Source organism: Aliiroseovarius crassostreae (assembly GCF_025137635.1).
Lineage (GTDB): Bacteria > Pseudomonadota > Alphaproteobacteria > Rhodobacterales > Rhodobacteraceae > Aliiroseovarius > Aliiroseovarius crassostreae.
The window spans coordinates 3053679-3070208 of record NZ_CP080772.1 but is presented as its reverse complement, the minus strand read 5'-3'; the positions used below and the strand labels follow the sequence as shown (position 1 = coordinate 3070208).

Below are 16530 nucleotides of genomic sequence, written 5' to 3'. Positions count from 1 at the left end.
TCACCTGAACCGTCCCGCCACGTAAACTGGCGCCATGGAACTGGCAGCGGCCACAGCGTAAGGGGCGCTGCCCCTCGCACTGCGTGCTCACCCCGGAGTATTGTCGCCAAGAAGAAGGGGGGCCGTTACCAGGTCGGCGCGGGCTGTCCGAGTTCTTGAGCCAAATCCTGCAAGAAGCGCCGCAATAAATCTGCGCGTTGACGGGCAAGGATGCGCCCGGTTTCGGTTTGCATCTGATCAGGCAGTTTCAGAAGTTTCTGGGCGAAATGATCCAGGGCGAACGCGGTGTCGTTCAGCGTGCGATCTGTTGCGAACGGGTCGATCGGGTGAAACAGCGGGCGCCCCAGCGCGCCGGAAACGGCAAAACAGCGCGCCAGACCAATGGCGCCCAGGCTTTCTATTCGATCCGCATCCTGCACCACGCGGGCCAGAGCTGTTTCACAGGGGATCTCGGCGGAAAAGGAGTGCGCGGCAATGGCGTGACAGATCGCTGCCACCTCCTGTGGCGAGAAACCCAACCCCATGAGCAAGGGGGCGGCCGCTGCGGCAGACAAGGTCGAGGCGCGGTGGCGCTCCGGGTCATTTTTGGGAAGGGTCACTAGGTCATGCAGATAGCAGGCTGCCATCAGCTGGTCACGTTGCGCCAGTTGCTCCCCCGCTGCGATCTGTTGCGCATTGGCCCAGACCCGGTCCGCATGGGCCAGGTCATGCCCGCTATCGGTTGGGCCATTTGCCGTCAGGGTGTCGGACAGGATGCCGCGAAGGGCCTCGTGCAGGGTTTCAGCCGATCGGGCCACGCAGCCCCCCGGTCTGCGCGCGATCGAGAAGCAGGTGATCAAGCACCACGCAAGCGGCCATGGCTTCGCCAACCGGCACGGCACGGATGCCCACACAGGGGTCATGGCGGCCCTTGGTGATTACCTCGATCGGCTCCCCCGTCTTGGTGATCGACTTGCGCGGGGTGAGGATTGAACTGGTGGGTTTCACCGCAAAGCGCACAACAATGTCCTGCCCGGTAGAGATGCCGCCCAGGATGCCCCCCGCGTGGTTTGAGCTGTATTCAGGCCCATCCGGCCCCATGAAGATCTCGTCCGCATTGGTGGTGCCCCGCAGGGCGGCGGCGGCCATGCCTTCACCGATCTCAACACCTTTCACCGCATTGATCGACATCATCGCGGCGGCCAGGTCCGTGTCCAACTTGCCGTAAACCGGTGCGCCCAGCCCGGCAGGAGCGCCCCGCACGACCACTTCAACTGCGGCGCCAACGCTGTCATTGTCCTTGCGGATCTGCAGCAGATATTTCTCCCAATCCGCCACCGCGTCTGCATCGGGCAGCCAGAAAGGATTGCCGTCGATGGCATCCCAGTCGAACTTGTCGCGGTCCAGATGCAGCTCCCCCATCTGGGTCATGTATCCCTTGATCTCAATGCTTGGCACCAGCGCCTTCAGTGCCTCGCGCGCCACCCCGCCAGCCGCCACGCGCGCAGCGGTTTCGCGCGCCGAGGACCGCCCCCCGCCGCGCGGATCACGAATGCCGTATTTCTGATGATAGGTGATATCCGCATGGCCGGGGCGAAATGTCTTTTCAATCTCGCCATAATCCTTCGATCGCTGGTCGGTGTTTTCGATCATCAACTGGATCGGCGTGCCGGTGGTCTTACCGTCATAAACACCGGACAGAATGCGCACCTGGTCAGGTTCATTGCGCTGCGTCGTATGTTTGTTCTGTCCCGGACGACGTTTGTCCAGCCAGACCTGCAGCATCCCGGCCTCAAGCGGCACACCCGGCGGGCAGCCATCCACCGTGGCCCCAAGCGCAGGCCCATGGCTTTCACCCCAGGTGGTGACACGGAAAACATGACCAAAGCTGTTCATCGACATGGGCGCGCTCCTTTGCTTGCTCCCCTGATAGCGGGGCAGGGCGGGAAAGGAAAGATTGCTTGATCATCCGGGCACGATGCCTGTTGCAAAAAGCGGCGCCCTCTTCCTCTTGCAGCAAATATCCCGGGGTGAGCCGCCCAGCGGCGAGGGGCAGCGCCCCTATTCCCCCTCCACCTTTGGCCGACGGTGTTTGGGCTTCGGGCTGACCCCGGCATCATAGCGCATATTCGGATTGCGCAGGATCGGATTGCGGGCTGACACTTTTGGACGGCTTTCACGCCAGACAATGAACACCCCCGACCCGATCACGATACTTGCCCCGACCCCGACCCAGATATCCGGGAACTCGGCAAAAAAGACCGCGCCAAACACCGTCGCCCAGAGGATCTGGCTGTATTGCGTCGGCGCCACCACCGCGGCAGGGGCCGCACGATAGGCCGCAATCAGACAGAATTGCGCAACAACCGACATCAGCCCCACCGACGCCGACAGCCCGAGGTCGGACAGCCCCATCGGGACATAGACAAAGGGCAAGGCCGCCCCCATGAACAGGATTGAGGACAGCATCGGGTAAAGGATCATCACCGCCGTGCGCTCCTGCCCGCCGATCCGGCGCATGATGATCGACCCCAGCGCCGACATGCAGGCTGCGGTCAAAGCTGCAATGTGGCCGGTGGATATCTCGGTCACGCCGGGCCGGAGCACCACGATCACCCCCACAAGCCCCACCAGAACCGCCGCCCAGCGCTGCAGGCGCACCGGCTCTCCCAGCAGCAGGGCGGACAGGGCGGTGATCAACAGCGGCGTGGCAAACAGCAGCGCATAGACCTCAGCCAGGGGCAGGACGGTAAACGCATAAAACGCCGACGCCATGGCAATCACCGAAGACAGCGCCCGCAACAGGATCAGCCAGGGATGGTTGGGGCGAAAATTATCCACCTGCCGATCCGCCAGCATCACCATGGCCATCGGCACAAAGGCAAACAGCATGGCGAAAAAGATGATCTGGAACACGGAATAGCTCATCCCAAGCGCCTTGATCACCGCGTCATGGGTGGCAAAGACGGCAAAACCGGCAAAAGCGTATCCGAGCCCGCCAAGCGGGGAGCGTTGGGTGGCGGGCATGCCCCTCTCCATATTGCGTGATGTTATCGCTCACATCGCGCAATATGCGGGACAGGTCAAGAGGGGCACGGGGGGACAAGGGGGGTGACACGGCCGAAAGAGGAGCTCACTCCCCCGATCGCCCCGGAACAGCGATGCTGCCCGCCAGCATCCCCCCATCCAGATTGATTTCGCTCCCGGTCATGTAGGTCGCTTCATCTGACGCGAGCAGAACGCAGACCGCCGCCACCTCCTCCGGCATGCCGAACCGCCGCAACGGCGTGTCCGCGACAAAGGCGGCCATCCGGTCTTCCCGGTCTGCTCCATTGCCCAGCATCGGCTCCCACATCGGGGTCAGAACCGCCGCCGGGTGAACGGAATTGCAGCGAATGGCCAGCCCCTGTTCGGCACAGTATAGCGCCACGGTTTTGCTGTGATTGCGCACCGCCGCTTTGGAGGACGCATAGGCGGCGGCAGCCGGGATCCCAACCAGACCGGAGCGGGACGAGATATTGATGATCGCCCCGACCCCTTTCTTGCGCATGGCCGCAATGGCATAGCGGCAGCCCAGAAAGGTGCCGTCCAGATTGGTGCGATGCACTGCGTGCCAATCCGCAAGCGTGGCATGCTCGGGGTCATGGGCGCAGGGACCTTGCTCAAACCCGGTGATGCCCGCGTTGTTGACCAAGACGTCGATTGTAGGAAATTCCTCCGAAAAGCGGGTCCAGTCCTGCTCTTTTCGCACATCCAGTTGACGGGCAATGGTGCCGATCTGCGCGGCCACCTCCTGCGCAGCTTTCAGGTTTATATCGGTGACAATCACCCGCGCGCCTTCACGGGCAAAGGCGGTTGCAATGGCGGCCCCAATGCCGCGCCCTGCGCCGGTTACGACGCATGTCTTCTGGTTTAAACGTGTCATGAAATCCTCGGAGTGTTCAGTCAATCTGCAACAATCCCCCCGGTGCCCACCGGGTGGATTGGATGAAATTCCGGCTGTGCCGTGTCAGATGATCACTGGACCTACTCCTAGATTGAAACAGGACATACGAAATTTACCGAGATTTTTCAATGGGCCTGCCCCGGCTGCCTGGGGGTCCGGCCATGGCGGATGCACAGCCCCCTTGCCAACCCCCCCCATTTGCGGGCATTCAGGGGCCACCTCGGGGTGCGATGCGACCTGCATAGCTGAGATGCCAACCGGCAAACCCGTAGAACCTGAACCGGTTAAGACCGGCGGAGGGAAGGTCGGTCATCCATCCGAACCCACCCAGACCCGTCCGGCGCCATTGGAGGATGATATGAAAAGAACTTCCCTTGTCGCAGGTGCATTGCTGATTGCTGGCGCTGCACATGCTGAAACCCTCACCATCTATACCTATGACAGTTTCACATCCGACTGGGGCCCCGGCCCGGCGGTGGAAAAAGCGTTTGAGGCCGAGTGTGGCTGTGACCTGCAATTTGTCGCCGTGGGGGACGGGGCCGAACTCTTGTCGCGCCTCAAGCTCGAAGGCGCGCGCACCGAGGCCGACGTGGTGCTGGGGCTGGATACCAACCTGACCGCCGCCGCAAAAGCCACCGGGCTTTTCGCCGATCATGGCGTCACGGCGGACTGGTCCGTGCCGGTGGAATGGACCGACACCACCTTCATCCCCTATGACTGGGGTTACTTCGCCTTTGTCTATGACAAGGCCAAAGTGACAAACCCGCCGAAATCCTTTGACGAACTGGCCGCGTCCGAGCTGAAAATCGTCATTCAGGATCCGCGCAGCTCAACCCCCGGCCTGGGCCTTCTGATGTGGGTGAAAGACGTCTATGGCGACAAGGCCCCCGAGGCATGGGCCGGCCTGAACGACCAGATCGTGACTGTGACCAAAGGCTGGTCCGAAGCCTATGGCATGTTCCTGGAGGGGGAGGCCGACATGGTGCTGAGCTACACCACCTCCCCCGCCTATCACCTGATCGCGGAAGAAGACGACAGCAAAGCCGCCGCCGCTTTTGACGAAGGCAACTATCTGCAGGTCGAAGTGGCGGGCAAAATTGCCGGCACGGACCAGCCGGAACTGGCCGACAAATTCCTGGCCTTCGTGGCCTCGGATGCGTTCCAGTCGATCATCCCGACCACCAACTGGATGTATCCGGCTGTGACCCCGGCGGCAGGTCTGCCCGACGTGTTTGACACGCTCGCCAAACCGGCCAAATCGCTGCTGATCCCTGCGGACAAAGCTGAAATGGTGCGCGACGCCGCCCTTGAAGAATGGCTGGCGGTATCCGCGCAGTAAGCCACATAAATCGCACCACCACCCTCGGGCTGATTGCTCTGGGGGTGGTGGTTTGCCTGACGCTTGGCACGCTGGGCGTCGTGGCGCTGTATGCCGAAGACAGCAGTGCGCTGGCCTCCCGTGACTGGTCCGCCATCCGCTTCACCCTCTGGCAGGCAGCACTTTCTGCGCTCATTTCCGTCACCCTCGCCATCCCCGTTGCCCGCGCCCTGGCACGGCGCAGTTTTCCCGGCCGCGCAACCCTTGTCACCCTTCTAGGTGCTCCGTTCATCCTGCCGGTGATGGTGGCCGTATTGGGGCTGATCTCGGTGTTCGGGCGCAAGGGCATCCTATCACAAACCCTGATTTGGGCTGGATTAGAGCCTGTTTCCATTTATGGCTACCATGGCGTGATCCTTGCGCATGTGTTTTTCAACCTGCCGCTGGCAACCCGCCTGATCCTGCAGGGCTGGCTCGCGATCCCCGCCGAGCGGTTCCGCCTTGCCGCCTCTCTTGGCATGGGACCGCGAGACATTTTTCGCACCCTTGAACGCCCGATGCTGCGCGAGGTGTTGCCGGGCGCTTTCCTCGTGATTTTCCTCATCTGCCTGACCTCATTTGCCGTGGTGCTGGCGCTGGGCGGCGGCCCCAAAGCGACCACGGTGGAGCTTGCGATCTACGAAGCGTTTCGCTTTGACTTTGATCTGGGCCGCGCGGCGAAACTGGCGCTGGTGCAGTTTGCACTGGGTGCGGTCGCTGCCTTTGTGGCGTTTCGCGTGTCCATCCCCCATGACAGCGGCGCCGGGCTCGATCGGGCGGTCCTGCGCTGGGATGACGGAGCGGCGCAGAAGCTGCTTGATATCGCGGCCATCACGCTGGCGACGCTGTTTTTGATCCTGCCCCTGTCCATGATCCTTGCAAATGGGCTGCCCGGCCTGTGGTCCCTGCCGCAAAGCGTATGGCTGGCCGCAGCCCGCTCTCTCATGGTCGCGCTGGGATCTGCCGCGCTCACCCTTCTCATCGCCCTGCCCATTGCCGCCCTTGCCGTGCGCCGCGGATCGCGTCTGGTTGAGGGGGTCGGCTATCTGACCATTGCCGCGTCACCGCTGGTGATCGGCACCGGGCTGTTCATCATGATCTTCCCGTTCCTGCGCCCCTCTGACCTCGCCCTGCCGGTCACCGCCCTGGTAAACGCCGCGATGAGCCTGCCTTTTGCCCTGCGCGTTCTGACCCCGGCGCTGGCCAGCGTCGAGCGCGATTACGGGGCGCTTGCGGATGGGCTGGGCCTGACCGGCAGGGCCCGGCTGAGGCTGCTCTGGTTGCCGCGTCTGCGCCGTCCGATCGGGTTTGCGCTGGGGCTTGCCGCTGCACTGTCCATGGGGGATCTTGGCGTGATCGCCATGTTTGCCGCCCCGGATAACGCAACCCTGCCCCTGCAGCTTTACCGGCTGATGGGGGCCTATCGCATGGCGGATGCGGCGGCGGCAGCGGTGCTGCTGTTGGGGCTGTCCCTCCTGCTGTTTTGGATCTTCGACCGAGGAGGCCGGGTTGATGCTGATCGTTGACTCTATGAAAATCTCGATGGACGGGTTTGGATTGCACGGAAGCCTGACCCTGCCGCAAGGGGCGCGCGCCGCCGTATTGGGGCCGTCAGGTGCGGGCAAATCCACCTTCCTCGCAGCCCTTGCAGGGTTTCAGCCCCTCGCCAGCGGACAGATCATCTGGCAGGGCACAAAGCTGCCCACACGCCCCTCGGAGCGCCCGATCAGCATGGTGTTTCAGGACAACAACCTGTTTCCGCATCTGAGCGTGGCCGAGAATGTCGGTCTGGGACTGCGCCCTGACCTGAAACTCTCCTCAGAAGACCGGCGCCGGGTTGAGCAGGCGCTGGACCGGGTCGGGCTGAGCGGCCTGGGCGGACGCAAACCCGCCCAGCTTTCCGGCGGGCAAATCGCGCGTGTGGCCCTTGCCCGCGTGCTGTTGCGCAACCAGCCCCTGCTTTTGCTGGATGAACCGTTTGGCGCGCTTGGTCCGGCGCTGAAATCCGAAATGCTCGCGTTGGTGGAAGAGCTTCTGGATGAGACGGGCGCGACACTTCTGATGGTCAGCCACGACCCGCAGGATGCCCGCGCCATCTGTGATCAGGTGGTGCTGGTGGCAGAAGGGCAGCTCCACCCCGCCGTCACCACGGATGAGATCTTTGCCCACCCCCCCGAAGCCCTGCGCGACTATCTCGGCCACTGACACCGGGGCGGTTTTGGCAGTTTTGCCGGCTTGTGCTATAGTCATCCCTTTCACGCCCCGTGATCTGTTTGCGTAAGGGCAATTCAAAAGAATTGGAGGGAGTGATGTTTGCACGTGTAACTGAATATAAGATGAAAGCCGGATCCCGCGCTGCGGCGACCGAAACGTTGAACGCAATGAAAGCAAAGATCCTGGCGATGCCCGGGATGATGCAGTTTATCAATGTGATGAATGAGGATGGATCGGGCTATGTCGTGGCGCTTGTTGAAAGCGAAGCTGCGTCCAATGCCAATGCGGAAGCTGTCGCGGCCGCCTGGGCGCAGTTTGCCGATTACCTTGAGGCCACACCGACACCCAAAGGGTTTGACGTGATTGCCAACTGGTCGGCCTAACGCGTTTCGACTGTAACCTGTCCGCACCATCAACGGGCACAGCATGAAAAAGGGCGCCCCGAAAGGCGCCCTTTTGAACTCGTCCAGTCCTGCGATTACAGGTCCAGTTTCTTGCCCTTATGCGGGGCCCAGAGTTTCTTGTTGGTCAGGTAGAGCAGCGAGGTCAGCAGAACCAGCATCAGAACGGAAATGAACCCGACCTGTTTGCGGTCATGCAGCTTCGGCTCGGCAGCCCACATCAGGAAAGCGGCAACGTCTTCGGCCAGGTGATGGGCCGAGTTGTTGTGACCGTCGTCAAATTCGACCGAACCATCTTCCAGCTGCGGCGGCATCGAGGTCCAGCCACCGGCAAAGGCGGTGTTGCCATTGAGGAAGTTGCCTGCCACTTCCTGTTCTTCACCGGTAAAGCCGGTCAGGAAGCTGTAGATATATTCCGGGCCACCGATGCCTTTGACAAACTGGTTGATACCAGTGCCTGCAGGACCGTGGAAACCGGCGCGGGCTTTTGCCATCAGGCTGAGGTCCGGCCCCATGCCTTCACCCGACACGGTCGGGAAGAAATCAGCCGGCTTGCGCGGGCGGTCATCTTCCAGTTCCGGGTCATAGATGGTGAAGTTGTCGGCGGCATAGGCGCGCACTTCGTCTTCGGTATACTCGGGCCCGCCGGGATCTGACAGGGTGCGCAACGGAACGTAGCGCAGACCGTGACAGGCCGAGCAGATCTCGGTGTAGACTTTCAGACCGCGACGCAGCTGTTCCTTGTCATAGGTGCCGAACGGCCCTTCGAATGAGAAGGCCACGTCTTCGATATGCTGATCACCCCCACCGGCGGCCTGAGCCGCGCCGGTGGTCAGGCCCAGGGCAAGGCCCGAGACCAGAAGAGCGGTTGCTGTGAGTTTCTTGATCATGGTTTTAGATCCTCTCACTCGGCTGCGCCGGGATAGTGGGCATTGAAATCTTCTTCGATGGTCGCCGGCGGGGTGCTCGGCTTTTCGAACAGGCCCAGAAGCGGCAGGATGACCAGGAAGTAGGCGAACCAATAGGTCGAACCGATCAGCGAAATCCAGTCATGCGGGAAGTTCGTGTCACGGGCGCCAACCCACATCAGGACGATGAAGTCGATCAGCAGCAGGCGGTACCACCATTTGAAGGCCGGACGATACTGACCCGAACGCACCGACGAGGTGTCGAGCCAGGGGGCCAGGGCCATCACGGCGATGGCGCCGAACATGGCCAGCACACCGAAGAATTTCGCATCGACGATGCCACCGGTGATGAAGCTGACGAACTGCACGGCCCATACATCGGCGGTGAAGGCACGCAGGATTGCGTAGAACGGCAGGAAGTACCATTCCGGCACAATATGTGCGGGCGTTACCAGCGGGTTCGCTTCGATATAGTTGTCGGGGTGACCGAGGTAGTTCGGCATGAAGCCAACAATCATGAAGAACACGATCAGAACCATGCCCAGACCCACGAGATCCTTGATCACGAAATAGGGCCAGAACGGCAGGGTGTCTTTTTCGGCTTCTTCTTTCGACCCGGTGCGCACGTCAACGCCGGTCGGGTTGTTGTTGCCGGTGTTGTGGAACGCCCAGATGTGCAGGCCAACCAGGGCCGCAATCACGAAGGGCAGCAGATAGTGCAGCGAGAAGAAGCGGTTCAGCGTGGCGTTGTCCACCGCCGGACCACCCAGAAGCAGCGTCTGGATCGGCTCACCCACAACCGGGATCGCGCCAAACAGGCCGGTGATCACGGTCGCGCCCCAGAAGGACATCTGACCCCAGGGCAGAACATAGCCCATGAACGCGGTGCCCATCATCATCAGATAGATCAGCATGCCGATGATCCATGTGATTTCGCGCGGCGCCTTGTAGGAGCCATAGAACAGGCCACGGAAGATGTGGATGTAAACGGCCACGAAGAACAGCGACGCGCCGTTGGCGTGGATATAACGCAGCATATAGCCGCCGTTCACGTCGCGCATGATGTGCTCAACGCTGGCGAAAGCCAGGTCAACATGCGGGGTGTAATGCATCACCAGGATGATGCCGGTGACAATCTGCAGAACAAGGCAGAACGTCAGAACAATGCCCCAGATCCACCACCAGTTCAGGTTCTTGGGGGTGGGGATCATCAGGGTGTCATAGGCCAGACCGATGATCGGCAGGCGCTTGTGCATCCATTTTTCAAAACCCGACTTGGGTTCGTAATGGTCGTGAGGAATTCCGGACATCTACGCCTCCTTAGCCGAGCTTGATAACAGTTTCTTCAACGAATTCCGCGGGCGGAACCGGAAGGTTTTCAGGGGCCGGTCCTTTGCGGATACGGCCAGACGTGTCGTAGTGCGAGCCGTGGCACGGGCAATACCAGCCACCAAACTCGCCTGCGCCATCACCCAGAGGCACACAGCCAAGGTGGGTACACACACCCATCATCACCAGCCATTCGCCAGCTTCGTCCATGGTGCGGTTCTCATCGGCCGCATCGGTGCCCGGCTTGTTGGCGTTCTCCGACAAGGGGTCGATCAGATCACCCAGCGCAACCGCGCGGGCTTCGTCGATCTCTTCTTGCGTGCGGCGACGGATGAAAACCGGCTTACCCAGCCATTTCACCGTGATCTGGCTGCCAACAGCCACATCGGCAATATCGACGCGGATCGAGCTCAGCGCCCGAACATCGGCAGAGGGGTTCATTTGGTTGACGAGGGGCCAAACCGCTGCACCGGCCGTTACGGCTGCGGCGCCACCGGTAGCGTAGTAAAGGAAATCCCGGCGGGTTCCTCCTTGGTCGTCGGCGTGTGACACGTGCGCATCTCCTTAGCTGGGCCGCAATTCGTGCGACCAACACGACATGAGACCGCAAAAATGCGGCCTGCTTCGCGGCTGTTTAGCCAAGGATGGCGCGCCAGTCCAGAAGTCATTAGGGCGCAGGCACGGCTTTTCAAGGTAATGACGCCCGGAAACCGCACCCAATTCGCACTGTTGGCGCGAACATGTAAAAATTTACCCTGATTCTGTAAAATTTCCGGCGCCTGCACCATGACATCGCTCAAGTTGGACGCGACGATCCGTCACGTGAGTCGCCCATTCCGATACGTCCTTTGGGGTGCACGCTGACGCCACCTACCTCTGAGTTGGATTGGGGTGGCAATTACTCGCTCAGAGATTGCAAAATGCGAAGAAGGAATTGCCTGATAGCGCAAAACCGATTATCAACAATACGACGCGGCACCAAACTGATGCCGCGCCTGAGAAAATGTTTTTTTGGTCAATTGTCGCCAGCCGCCACCACTCACAATCAAAATAGCGGCTCGACAGCAACAGAGATTAAGGTAATTTCACATAGTGTCAACATGAGACTACCTTAATCCTGTTGCACCTTATCAATTGGACGGCAGGCTGCTGCCACAAGATATTTGAACAGGATGGCTTGATATGTCGGAAATTTCCAAACTGGCCGAATTGCGAAAACTGCTTCTCGAAATGGAAAAAGCCATAGGCATTCAGGATTTATCCGCCACGGAGCGCGATCTGTTCTACGCAGCATCAGATCTGTCCCTTACCCAGCGCGGCGTGAAAACCACCAACCTGCAATCCCACAGCCTCGTTGCAAATATCTCACGGCCGACCTTTTTCCGGGCGCTCAAATCACTGGTAAACAAGGGTTACCTCCGCCAACTCGAATCCGTCGGCAAAGGGCATTACGAAGTCAAGAGCCCCGAATAGGAGCGACCCGGCTTGCAGTTCCTGAGCGGTTTTTCATCCCTGGTAAAAGAAACCTTTGTGGTCAGCCTGGCCTACACACTTGCGTTTTGTGCGACCTTCAAGTTCCTGATGCCGGTGCAAAACAGCTTTTTCCCCGAGTTTCAGAGCCATGCCAGCCTGCTCTTCCTGCCCCATGGGGTGCGGGTCCTGTCCGCGTGGCTCCTGGGCTGGCGATCGGTCATTGCCCTGACACCGGGGGCGGTCCTTGCCTTCTGGTGGCTGGCAGGGGCGGGCATGTTCACGCCCAGCCGCCTGTTTGCCCTTGCGATCGCGGTGATCCTGCCCGCCGCCGTGTTCCACGCCTTTCGTCTGGCGGGCTGGGATCTGCGCCCGAAAGAAGAGGCGCGGCCGTGCTGGGGGTGCATCGTCCTGACCGGGGTGGTGATCTCGGTGCTCACCGCAAGCCTCACCAACCTCGCCTTTGGCAGCACGACACATGATTACCTCGCCTATCTGATCGGCGATTTCTTTGGCCTGTTCTTTCTGATGGCAATCCTGATGTTTGCCTTTCGCAGCCTGCGAAAGGCCTGAGGCCGGTTCAGACCGGTTTGGTCGCCCGGAAACTCTCGCGCTGGGAAAACACGGCAAACCAGTCATCCAGCGCATCACGCCCCTTGCGCCATTCCCGGTCACCATGGCGGAAATCGAGATAGCCCAGCGCACAGCCCACCGCGATCTGGCCCATGTCAACCGGACCGGCAAGATGGCTCATCCAGCGGGTGTTCAGCGCATCCAGCGCGCCTTCGATCTTGCCCCATTGCGCATCCAGCCAGCCGCCGAATTGCATGTCCTCCGGACGGCAGCGGTTCTCATACACCATCAGCACCCCCGCATCCATGATCGCATCCCCGGTGGCCTCAAGCGTCAGCACCTCCCACAGGCGGGTCTGCGGATAAAGCTCCCCCTGCACCCGCGCATCCAGAAACCGCGTCACCACCCGGCTGTCATAAAGCGTGCACCCATCAGGGCGCACCAGCGCGGGGATTTTCGACAGGGGATTGGCCGCGGTCAGTTCCGGGTTGGGGGCGGTTGGTGAGGACATGACCTCAACCACCTCGACATCCTCCTGACCGGTTTCGATCAGCAGCACCTTGGCTTTGCGCGCGAAGGGAGAGGGCGGGGAGGAAATCAGCTTCAGGCCAGTCATGATATACCTTCAATAACTTTAAAGTTTGCGATTTTGGACGGTGAAAAGTTTAAACTTCGGGGATTCACCCCACGCCAAAGTTTAAACTTTACGAAAGCGAAGCCGGGTGAGCGATACCGCGTCAATCTCTATCCCGGGACCATTTTCCCCAAGGCGAAACACCCGGCGCAGGCGACCGGTGGCATTGACCTGATCGCACTCCGGCCCCCGCTCCGGCCCCCGCTCCGGCCCCAGACCGCGCCGCAAGGTCAGCCCCTCCGGCACATCATCCAGCGCATCCTCTGCGCGTTGATCCCGGCGACCCCGCTCAACCGAGCGGGCAACGGCATAGGTGGCCACGGCCACAGCGCCGTAACGCAGGGCAACAACTGCAATCGGGGCAAGGGGCAACGCCATGGGAAGCTCCAGTCTGATCCACTTGCGTTCAAATATAGGAAATAAAGGGCGAAAAGTCCACTTAGCCGGGCAGGTTGCGCATCAGATCGGCAAGGGATTGCACGTCCTGCCCCAAGCCGGTTTCCAACTGACCGGCGGCGGCGAGGCGGGCCGCATCCCCTTTGTTCTGGCCCAGTTTGAACGTGCTTTCCAGCCGCTCGACCTGCAGGCGGGCGGGGCGGATCTGCCGCATCATGCGCGCACGCGTCTCAGTCGCCATCTTCTCCATGGACCACGCCGGTTTGCTTTCAATTCTTTCTTCAAAAGCAGCAACTTGCCGGTGCAGAAGATCTTCAAGACCCTCCTCTGGCATGGCCTCAGCATGGCCGCGCATATGCACCGCGACATAGTTCCAGGTCGGCACCTGATCATCGACCCCATACCAATCAGGCGAGATATAGCCATCCGGGCCGCTCACTGACAGCGTGGCCGGGATGGGTTGATCAAGCAGCCGTGCAACTTCATTCGAGCGCATCAGATGAAACTCGGCATAGCGCCCGTCATCGCTCAGAATGAAGGGCAGATGCACCATGACCGGCCCGACCGAGCCATTCACCCCCAGCACGCCAAACCCGCGCTTACGGGCAAAATCGAGACTGATCAGGTCTTCGACCTGACGAAAAGCTGGGTTGGGATGCATCGTGACCTCGTGACCAGAATCATAAATTGACTACAACCAGTGACAGAAAATCAGACCAGCAGTTGCCCGTCTAGGTAATTCGTCGGCTGGGCAATCACGATTTTCCCTTCGACCTGTGGATTGCGGAAAGTGACTTCGGCAAAATGCTCTGTCCGACCCATGGTCGGATTTTCCATAAGGATGTTATGGGTTTGCCCCACCTGCGCCGCGAGGTAGGCCTTTGCCGCCGCATCCCCGGCAGCCCGCAGACGGGCCGCGCGTTCCTTGATCACATTGCCGTTGACCTGATCCGGGATTTTCGCCGCAGGTGTGCCTTCGCGTTTCGAATAGGGGAAGACATGCAGCCAGGTCAGGTTGCACTCCTTGATCAGTTTCAACGAATTCTCGAAATGGGTCTCGGTCTCGGTCGGGAAACCCGCGATGATATCCGCCCCAAAAGTGATGTCGGGACGCAGTCGCTGCGCCTCTTCGGTGAAGGCAATGGCATCGTCCCGCAAATGGCGGCGCTTCATCCGTTTGAGAATCAGGTTGTCCCCGTGCTGCAACGACAGGTGCAGATGCGGCATCAGGCGTTTCTCGGTCGCGATCGCCTGCATCAGGTTGTCATCCGCCTCGATGGAATCGATCGAAGAGATCCGCAGGCGCGGCAGGTCCGGCACCAGTTTCAGGATCCGCATCACCAGATCCCCCAAACGCGGCTTGGCAGGCAGGTCGTCGCCCCAGCTGGTCAGGTCCACCCCGGTCAGCACAACCTCATTGAACCCCTTGTCCACAAGACGCTTAATCTGATCAACCACCACACCCGCAGGCACCGAGCGCGAATTTCCCCGACCATAGGGGATGATGCAGAAGGTGCAGCGGTGATCGCAACCGTTCTGCACCTGAACGTAAGCGCGGCTCCGCGTGCCGAAACCGTCGATCAGGTGACTTGCGGTTTCGGTGACAGACATGATGTCATTGACCTGCACCCGCTCTGTCTGGCCAATCAGGTCCGGGGCCAGCCCGGCCCAAGTTTCGGGCGACATCTTTTCGCTATTGCCAATGACCGCGTCCACCTCGCCCATGGCGGCAAACGTCTCAGGCTCGGTCTGGGCCGCGCATCCGGTTACGATCAACTTGGCCTCCGGGTTGTCACGGCGCAGTTTTCGGATCTCCTGCCGCGCTTTACGCACCGCTTCCGCGGTCACCGCACAGGTGTTGATCACCACGGCCCCTTCCACGCCTGCGTCTGCCGCAAGCCGTTTCATGGCCTCGGTTTCATAGGCGTTCAGGCGACAGCCCATGGTCGCAAAGACGGGCGGTTTCGCAGTCATGTCAAAGGTCTTTCAGAAAGGCAGGGGTCAGTTCCCCCGCAAAGACAAACGCCGTGGGGCCGGTCATCCAGACGCCATCATCACGAATGTCCAGCGTCAGCCATCCCCCATCCAGCTCCATCCGTACCTTGGGCCCGGTCAGGCCCCGCTGATACGCCGCAACCGCAGTGGCGCAGGCCCCGGACCCGCACGCAAGCGTAATGCCGGTGCCACGCTCCCAGACCCGCATACGGATCTCGTCCTTGGCGCGGACCGAGGCAAATTCCACATTGGTATGTTCCGGAAACAGGTCGTGGGTTTCAAATTCGGGTCCAACCCCCGCCACATCCACCTGATCAGCGTCATCCACAAAGAACACACAATGGGGGTTGCCCATGCCAATCGCCGCCGGATCGCCCTCAATCGGCAGATGCGCGGTGTCTACGTCACGCGCCAGCGGCACCTCGGCCCAGCTGGTTTGCGGCTGCCCCATATTCACCGCCACCTGATCCCCGTCTTCGCGGGCCTCAAGCACGCCGCGCGCGGTTCGAATGGTCAGCGCGGTTTTGCCGGTCTGATCCATCATGTAACGCGCCACACAGCGCGTGGCATTGCCACAGGCCCCGGCACGCGATCCGTCACTGTTCCAGAAATCCAGATCAATATCGGCCACATCCGAGCTGCGAATCTCAGCCAGTTGATCAAACCCGACCCCCCGGTTGCGATCCCCCAGTTTTGCCGCAAGGTCCCGTGTCACAACAGCTTCGCGCCCTCGTGAATCAATCATCACGAAGTCATTTCCCGCCCCATGCCATTTCATGAAGCCCAGATTCTCAGGTGTCGAAACATGTTCCATGAGGCGCGATATAGACCTTTCGAAGAACTTTTGCCAGAGAACGCAAAATTTCTGCGTTTTTTGGGTTGACCCCCCCAGCACACAACACTAGAACCCGCCCTCACAGAGTGGGCCGTTAGCTCAGTTGGTAGAGCAACTGACTTTTAATCAGTGGGTCGAAGGTTCGAATCCTTCACGGCTCACCACTTTCACAAAAGCTATGACAGATAAGGATCAACGTCCTTTTTTTGGCGTGGTTTTTGTTGTTTTCCGCCGGGATAATTTGATTTTCAGCATTTGCGGTAGGGATGTAATTCTCCTGCGGTGTTTGCGACTCAGTCGCCTGCCAAATCAATCTCAGGATTTTGCCAGACACATCCAGCGCAAGCGGAAAGCGGACAATCCCGCCTCGCATCCGCTCAGGATGCCCCCTATCTAGTCTGGATTGGGACGCCGGCGGATTGCGCTTGCCCATGGCAAAAGCGGCCCAGACGCCAGAGCATCCGGGCCGGCACCCCTGCCATCAAGGGGCAGT

Annotated in this window: 19 protein-coding genes, 1 tRNA gene and 1 riboswitch; of the genes, 7 read left to right on the top strand and 13 right to left on the bottom strand. The window is 60.5% G+C overall.

The features are described from left to right. Positions 1–125 precede the first annotated feature (125 nt). The 4 genes from K3J57_RS14710 to K3J57_RS14695 form a co-directional block, all read right to left on the bottom strand. Positions 126–797: an HD domain-containing protein gene (locus K3J57_RS14710; protein ID WP_259796490.1), complete on the bottom strand. Its 672-nt coding sequence runs from the start codon at positions 795–797 to the stop codon at positions 126–128. Continuing rightward, positions 781–1881 carry a chorismate synthase gene (gene aroC, locus K3J57_RS14705; protein WP_259792844.1) on the bottom strand — a complete coding sequence of 367 codons (1101 nt, stop codon included), beginning with the start codon at positions 1879–1881 and terminating at the stop codon, positions 781–783. The genes K3J57_RS14710 and aroC overlap by 17 nt, the downstream gene beginning before the upstream one ends. Positions 1882–2040: 159 nt before the next feature. Continuing rightward, the gene (locus K3J57_RS14700) at positions 2041–3006 is read right to left on the bottom strand and encodes a DMT family transporter (RefSeq protein ID WP_259785547.1); all 966 of its coding nucleotides are present in this window, start codon (positions 3004–3006) and stop codon (positions 2041–2043) included. Positions 3007–3112: 106 nt separating this feature from the next. Beyond that, entirely contained in the window at positions 3113–3904 is a 792-nt protein-coding gene (locus K3J57_RS14695; RefSeq protein WP_259785546.1) for an SDR family oxidoreductase, read from the bottom strand. Positions 3905–4136: 232 nt separating this feature from the next. Continuing rightward, positions 4137–4244: riboswitch (TPP riboswitch) on the top strand. A 39-nt stretch (positions 4245–4283) separates the two neighbouring features. On the opposite strand from K3J57_RS14695, the gene thiB reads away from it, so the two are divergent. The 4 genes from thiB (at position 4284) to K3J57_RS14675 (ending at position 7879) form a co-directional block, all read left to right on the top strand. Beyond that, the gene (thiB, locus tag K3J57_RS14690) at positions 4284–5264 is read left to right on the top strand and encodes a thiamine ABC transporter substrate binding subunit (RefSeq protein WP_259796486.1); all 981 of its coding nucleotides are present in this window, start codon (positions 4284–4286) and stop codon (positions 5262–5264) included. After that, complete coding sequence (locus tag K3J57_RS14685) at positions 5240–6808, top strand: thiamine/thiamine pyrophosphate ABC transporter permease ThiP (RefSeq protein WP_259796483.1); 1569 nt, start codon at positions 5240–5242, stop codon at positions 6806–6808. Before thiB ends, K3J57_RS14685 begins: the two co-directional genes overlap by 25 nt. Continuing rightward, complete coding sequence (locus tag K3J57_RS14680; protein WP_259796479.1) at positions 6795–7487, top strand: thiamine ABC transporter ATP-binding protein; 693 nt, start codon at positions 6795–6797, stop codon at positions 7485–7487. The genes K3J57_RS14685 and K3J57_RS14680 overlap by 14 nt, the downstream gene beginning before the upstream one ends. A 104-nt stretch (positions 7488–7591) precedes the next feature. Then, positions 7592–7879: a hypothetical protein gene (locus tag K3J57_RS14675; protein WP_259792821.1), complete on the top strand. Its 288-nt coding sequence runs from the start codon at positions 7592–7594 to the stop codon at positions 7877–7879. 95 nt (positions 7880–7974) lie between these two features. Here K3J57_RS14675 and K3J57_RS14670 read toward each other — a convergent pair whose 3' ends face one another. Genes K3J57_RS14670 through petA form a run of 3 tightly spaced genes read right to left on the bottom strand, consistent with a single transcriptional unit; the run spans position 7975 to position 10686 of the window. Further along, complete coding sequence (locus tag K3J57_RS14670; protein WP_259778444.1) at positions 7975–8787, bottom strand: cytochrome c1; 813 nt, start codon at positions 8785–8787, stop codon at positions 7975–7977. Between the two features lie 14 nt (positions 8788–8801). Continuing rightward, a complete protein-coding gene (gene petB, locus K3J57_RS14665; RefSeq protein WP_259773581.1) occupies positions 8802–10115 on the bottom strand; it encodes a cytochrome b in 1314 nt (437 codons plus the stop codon). Positions 10116–10125: 10 nt separating this feature from the next. Then, positions 10126–10686: a ubiquinol-cytochrome c reductase iron-sulfur subunit gene (petA, locus tag K3J57_RS14660; protein ID WP_259785529.1), complete on the bottom strand. Its 561-nt coding sequence runs from the start codon at positions 10684–10686 to the stop codon at positions 10126–10128. A 630-nt stretch (positions 10687–11316) separates the two neighbouring features. Between petA and K3J57_RS14655 the strand changes: the two genes are divergently transcribed. Next, entirely contained in the window at positions 11317–11607 is a 291-nt protein-coding gene (locus tag K3J57_RS14655; RefSeq protein WP_055187260.1) for a hypothetical protein, read from the top strand. Positions 11608–11619: 12 nt separating this feature from the next. Then, positions 11620–12177, top strand: a complete 558-nt coding sequence (locus K3J57_RS14650; RefSeq protein ID WP_259796476.1) for a hypothetical protein — start codon at positions 11620–11622, stop codon at positions 12175–12177. Positions 12178–12184: 7 nt separating this feature from the next. Here the strand turns inward: K3J57_RS14650 and K3J57_RS14645 are convergent, their stop codons facing one another. The 5 genes from K3J57_RS14645 to dapF form a co-directional block, all read right to left on the bottom strand. Next, positions 12185–12784, bottom strand: coding sequence for a glutathione S-transferase family protein (locus tag K3J57_RS14645; RefSeq protein ID WP_259774933.1), 600 nt, complete (start codon positions 12782–12784; stop codon positions 12185–12187). 90 nt (positions 12785–12874) lie between these two features. Continuing rightward, a complete protein-coding gene (locus tag K3J57_RS14640; protein WP_259796473.1) occupies positions 12875–13189 on the bottom strand; it encodes a hypothetical protein in 315 nt (104 codons plus the stop codon). Positions 13190–13250: 61 nt separating this feature from the next. Then, positions 13251–13868, bottom strand: a complete 618-nt coding sequence (locus K3J57_RS14635; protein ID WP_259792814.1) for an FMN-binding negative transcriptional regulator — start codon at positions 13866–13868, stop codon at positions 13251–13253. A 50-nt stretch (positions 13869–13918) separates the two neighbouring features. Further along, on the bottom strand, positions 13919–15181 hold the full coding sequence (gene mtaB, locus K3J57_RS14630; RefSeq protein WP_259785523.1) for a tRNA (N(6)-L-threonylcarbamoyladenosine(37)-C(2))-methylthiotransferase MtaB: 1263 nt from the start codon (positions 15179–15181) through the stop codon (positions 13919–13921). A 1-nt stretch (position 15182) separates the two neighbouring features. Next, a complete protein-coding gene (gene dapF, locus K3J57_RS14625) occupies positions 15183–16016 on the bottom strand; it encodes a diaminopimelate epimerase (RefSeq protein ID WP_259785522.1) in 834 nt (277 codons plus the stop codon). A gap of 109 nt (positions 16017–16125) precedes the next feature. On the opposite strand from dapF, the gene K3J57_RS14620 reads away from it, so the two are divergent. Continuing rightward, a tRNA-Lys gene (locus K3J57_RS14620) sits at positions 16126–16201 on the top strand. Here the strand turns inward: K3J57_RS14620 and K3J57_RS14615 are convergent. Then, positions 16189–16470: a hypothetical protein gene (locus tag K3J57_RS14615; RefSeq protein WP_259796470.1), complete on the bottom strand. Its 282-nt coding sequence runs from the start codon at positions 16468–16470 to the stop codon at positions 16189–16191. The two genes, K3J57_RS14620 and K3J57_RS14615, sit on opposite strands and share 13 nt — an antisense overlap. Positions 16471–16530 lie beyond the last annotated feature (60 nt).

Bases quoted from the DNA above. Each gene is read 5' to 3' on its own strand.
- K3J57_RS14675 (WP_259792821.1), top strand. From the start codon at position 7,592: ATGTTTGCACGTGTAACTGAATATAAGATGAAAGCCGGATCCCGCGCT.
- K3J57_RS14655 (WP_055187260.1), top strand. From the start codon at position 11,317: ATGTCGGAAATTTCCAAACTGGCCGAATTGCGAAAACTGCTTCTCGAA.
- K3J57_RS14670 (WP_259778444.1), bottom strand. From the start codon at position 8,787: ATGATCAAGAAACTCACAGCAACCGCTCTTCTGGTCTCGGGCCTTGCC.
- K3J57_RS14615 (WP_259796470.1), bottom strand. From the start codon at position 16,470: ATGGGCAAGCGCAATCCGCCGGCGTCCCAATCCAGACTAGATAGGGGG.
- mtaB (WP_259785523.1), bottom strand. From the start codon at position 15,181: ATGACTGCGAAACCGCCCGTCTTTGCGACCATGGGCTGTCGCCTGAAC.
- K3J57_RS14700 (WP_259785547.1), bottom strand. From the start codon at position 3,006: ATGCCCGCCACCCAACGCTCCCCGCTTGGCGGGCTCGGATACGCTTTT.
- thiB (WP_259796486.1), top strand. From the start codon at position 4,284: ATGAAAAGAACTTCCCTTGTCGCAGGTGCATTGCTGATTGCTGGCGCT.
- petB (WP_259773581.1), bottom strand. From the start codon at position 10,115: ATGTCCGGAATTCCTCACGACCATTACGAACCCAAGTCGGGTTTTGAA.
- K3J57_RS14640 (WP_259796473.1), bottom strand. From the start codon at position 13,189: ATGGCGTTGCCCCTTGCCCCGATTGCAGTTGTTGCCCTGCGTTACGGC.
- dapF (WP_259785522.1), bottom strand. From the start codon at position 16,016: ATGGAACATGTTTCGACACCTGAGAATCTGGGCTTCATGAAATGGCAT.
- K3J57_RS14695 (WP_259785546.1), bottom strand. From the start codon at position 3,904: ATGACACGTTTAAACCAGAAGACATGCGTCGTAACCGGCGCAGGGCGC.
- K3J57_RS14680 (WP_259796479.1), top strand. From the start codon at position 6,795: ATGCTGATCGTTGACTCTATGAAAATCTCGATGGACGGGTTTGGATTG.
- K3J57_RS14635 (WP_259792814.1), bottom strand. From the start codon at position 13,868: ATGCATCCCAACCCAGCTTTTCGTCAGGTCGAAGACCTGATCAGTCTC.
- K3J57_RS14685 (WP_259796483.1), top strand. From the start codon at position 5,240: ATGGCTGGCGGTATCCGCGCAGTAAGCCACATAAATCGCACCACCACC.
- aroC (WP_259792844.1), bottom strand. From the start codon at position 1,881: ATGTCGATGAACAGCTTTGGTCATGTTTTCCGTGTCACCACCTGGGGT.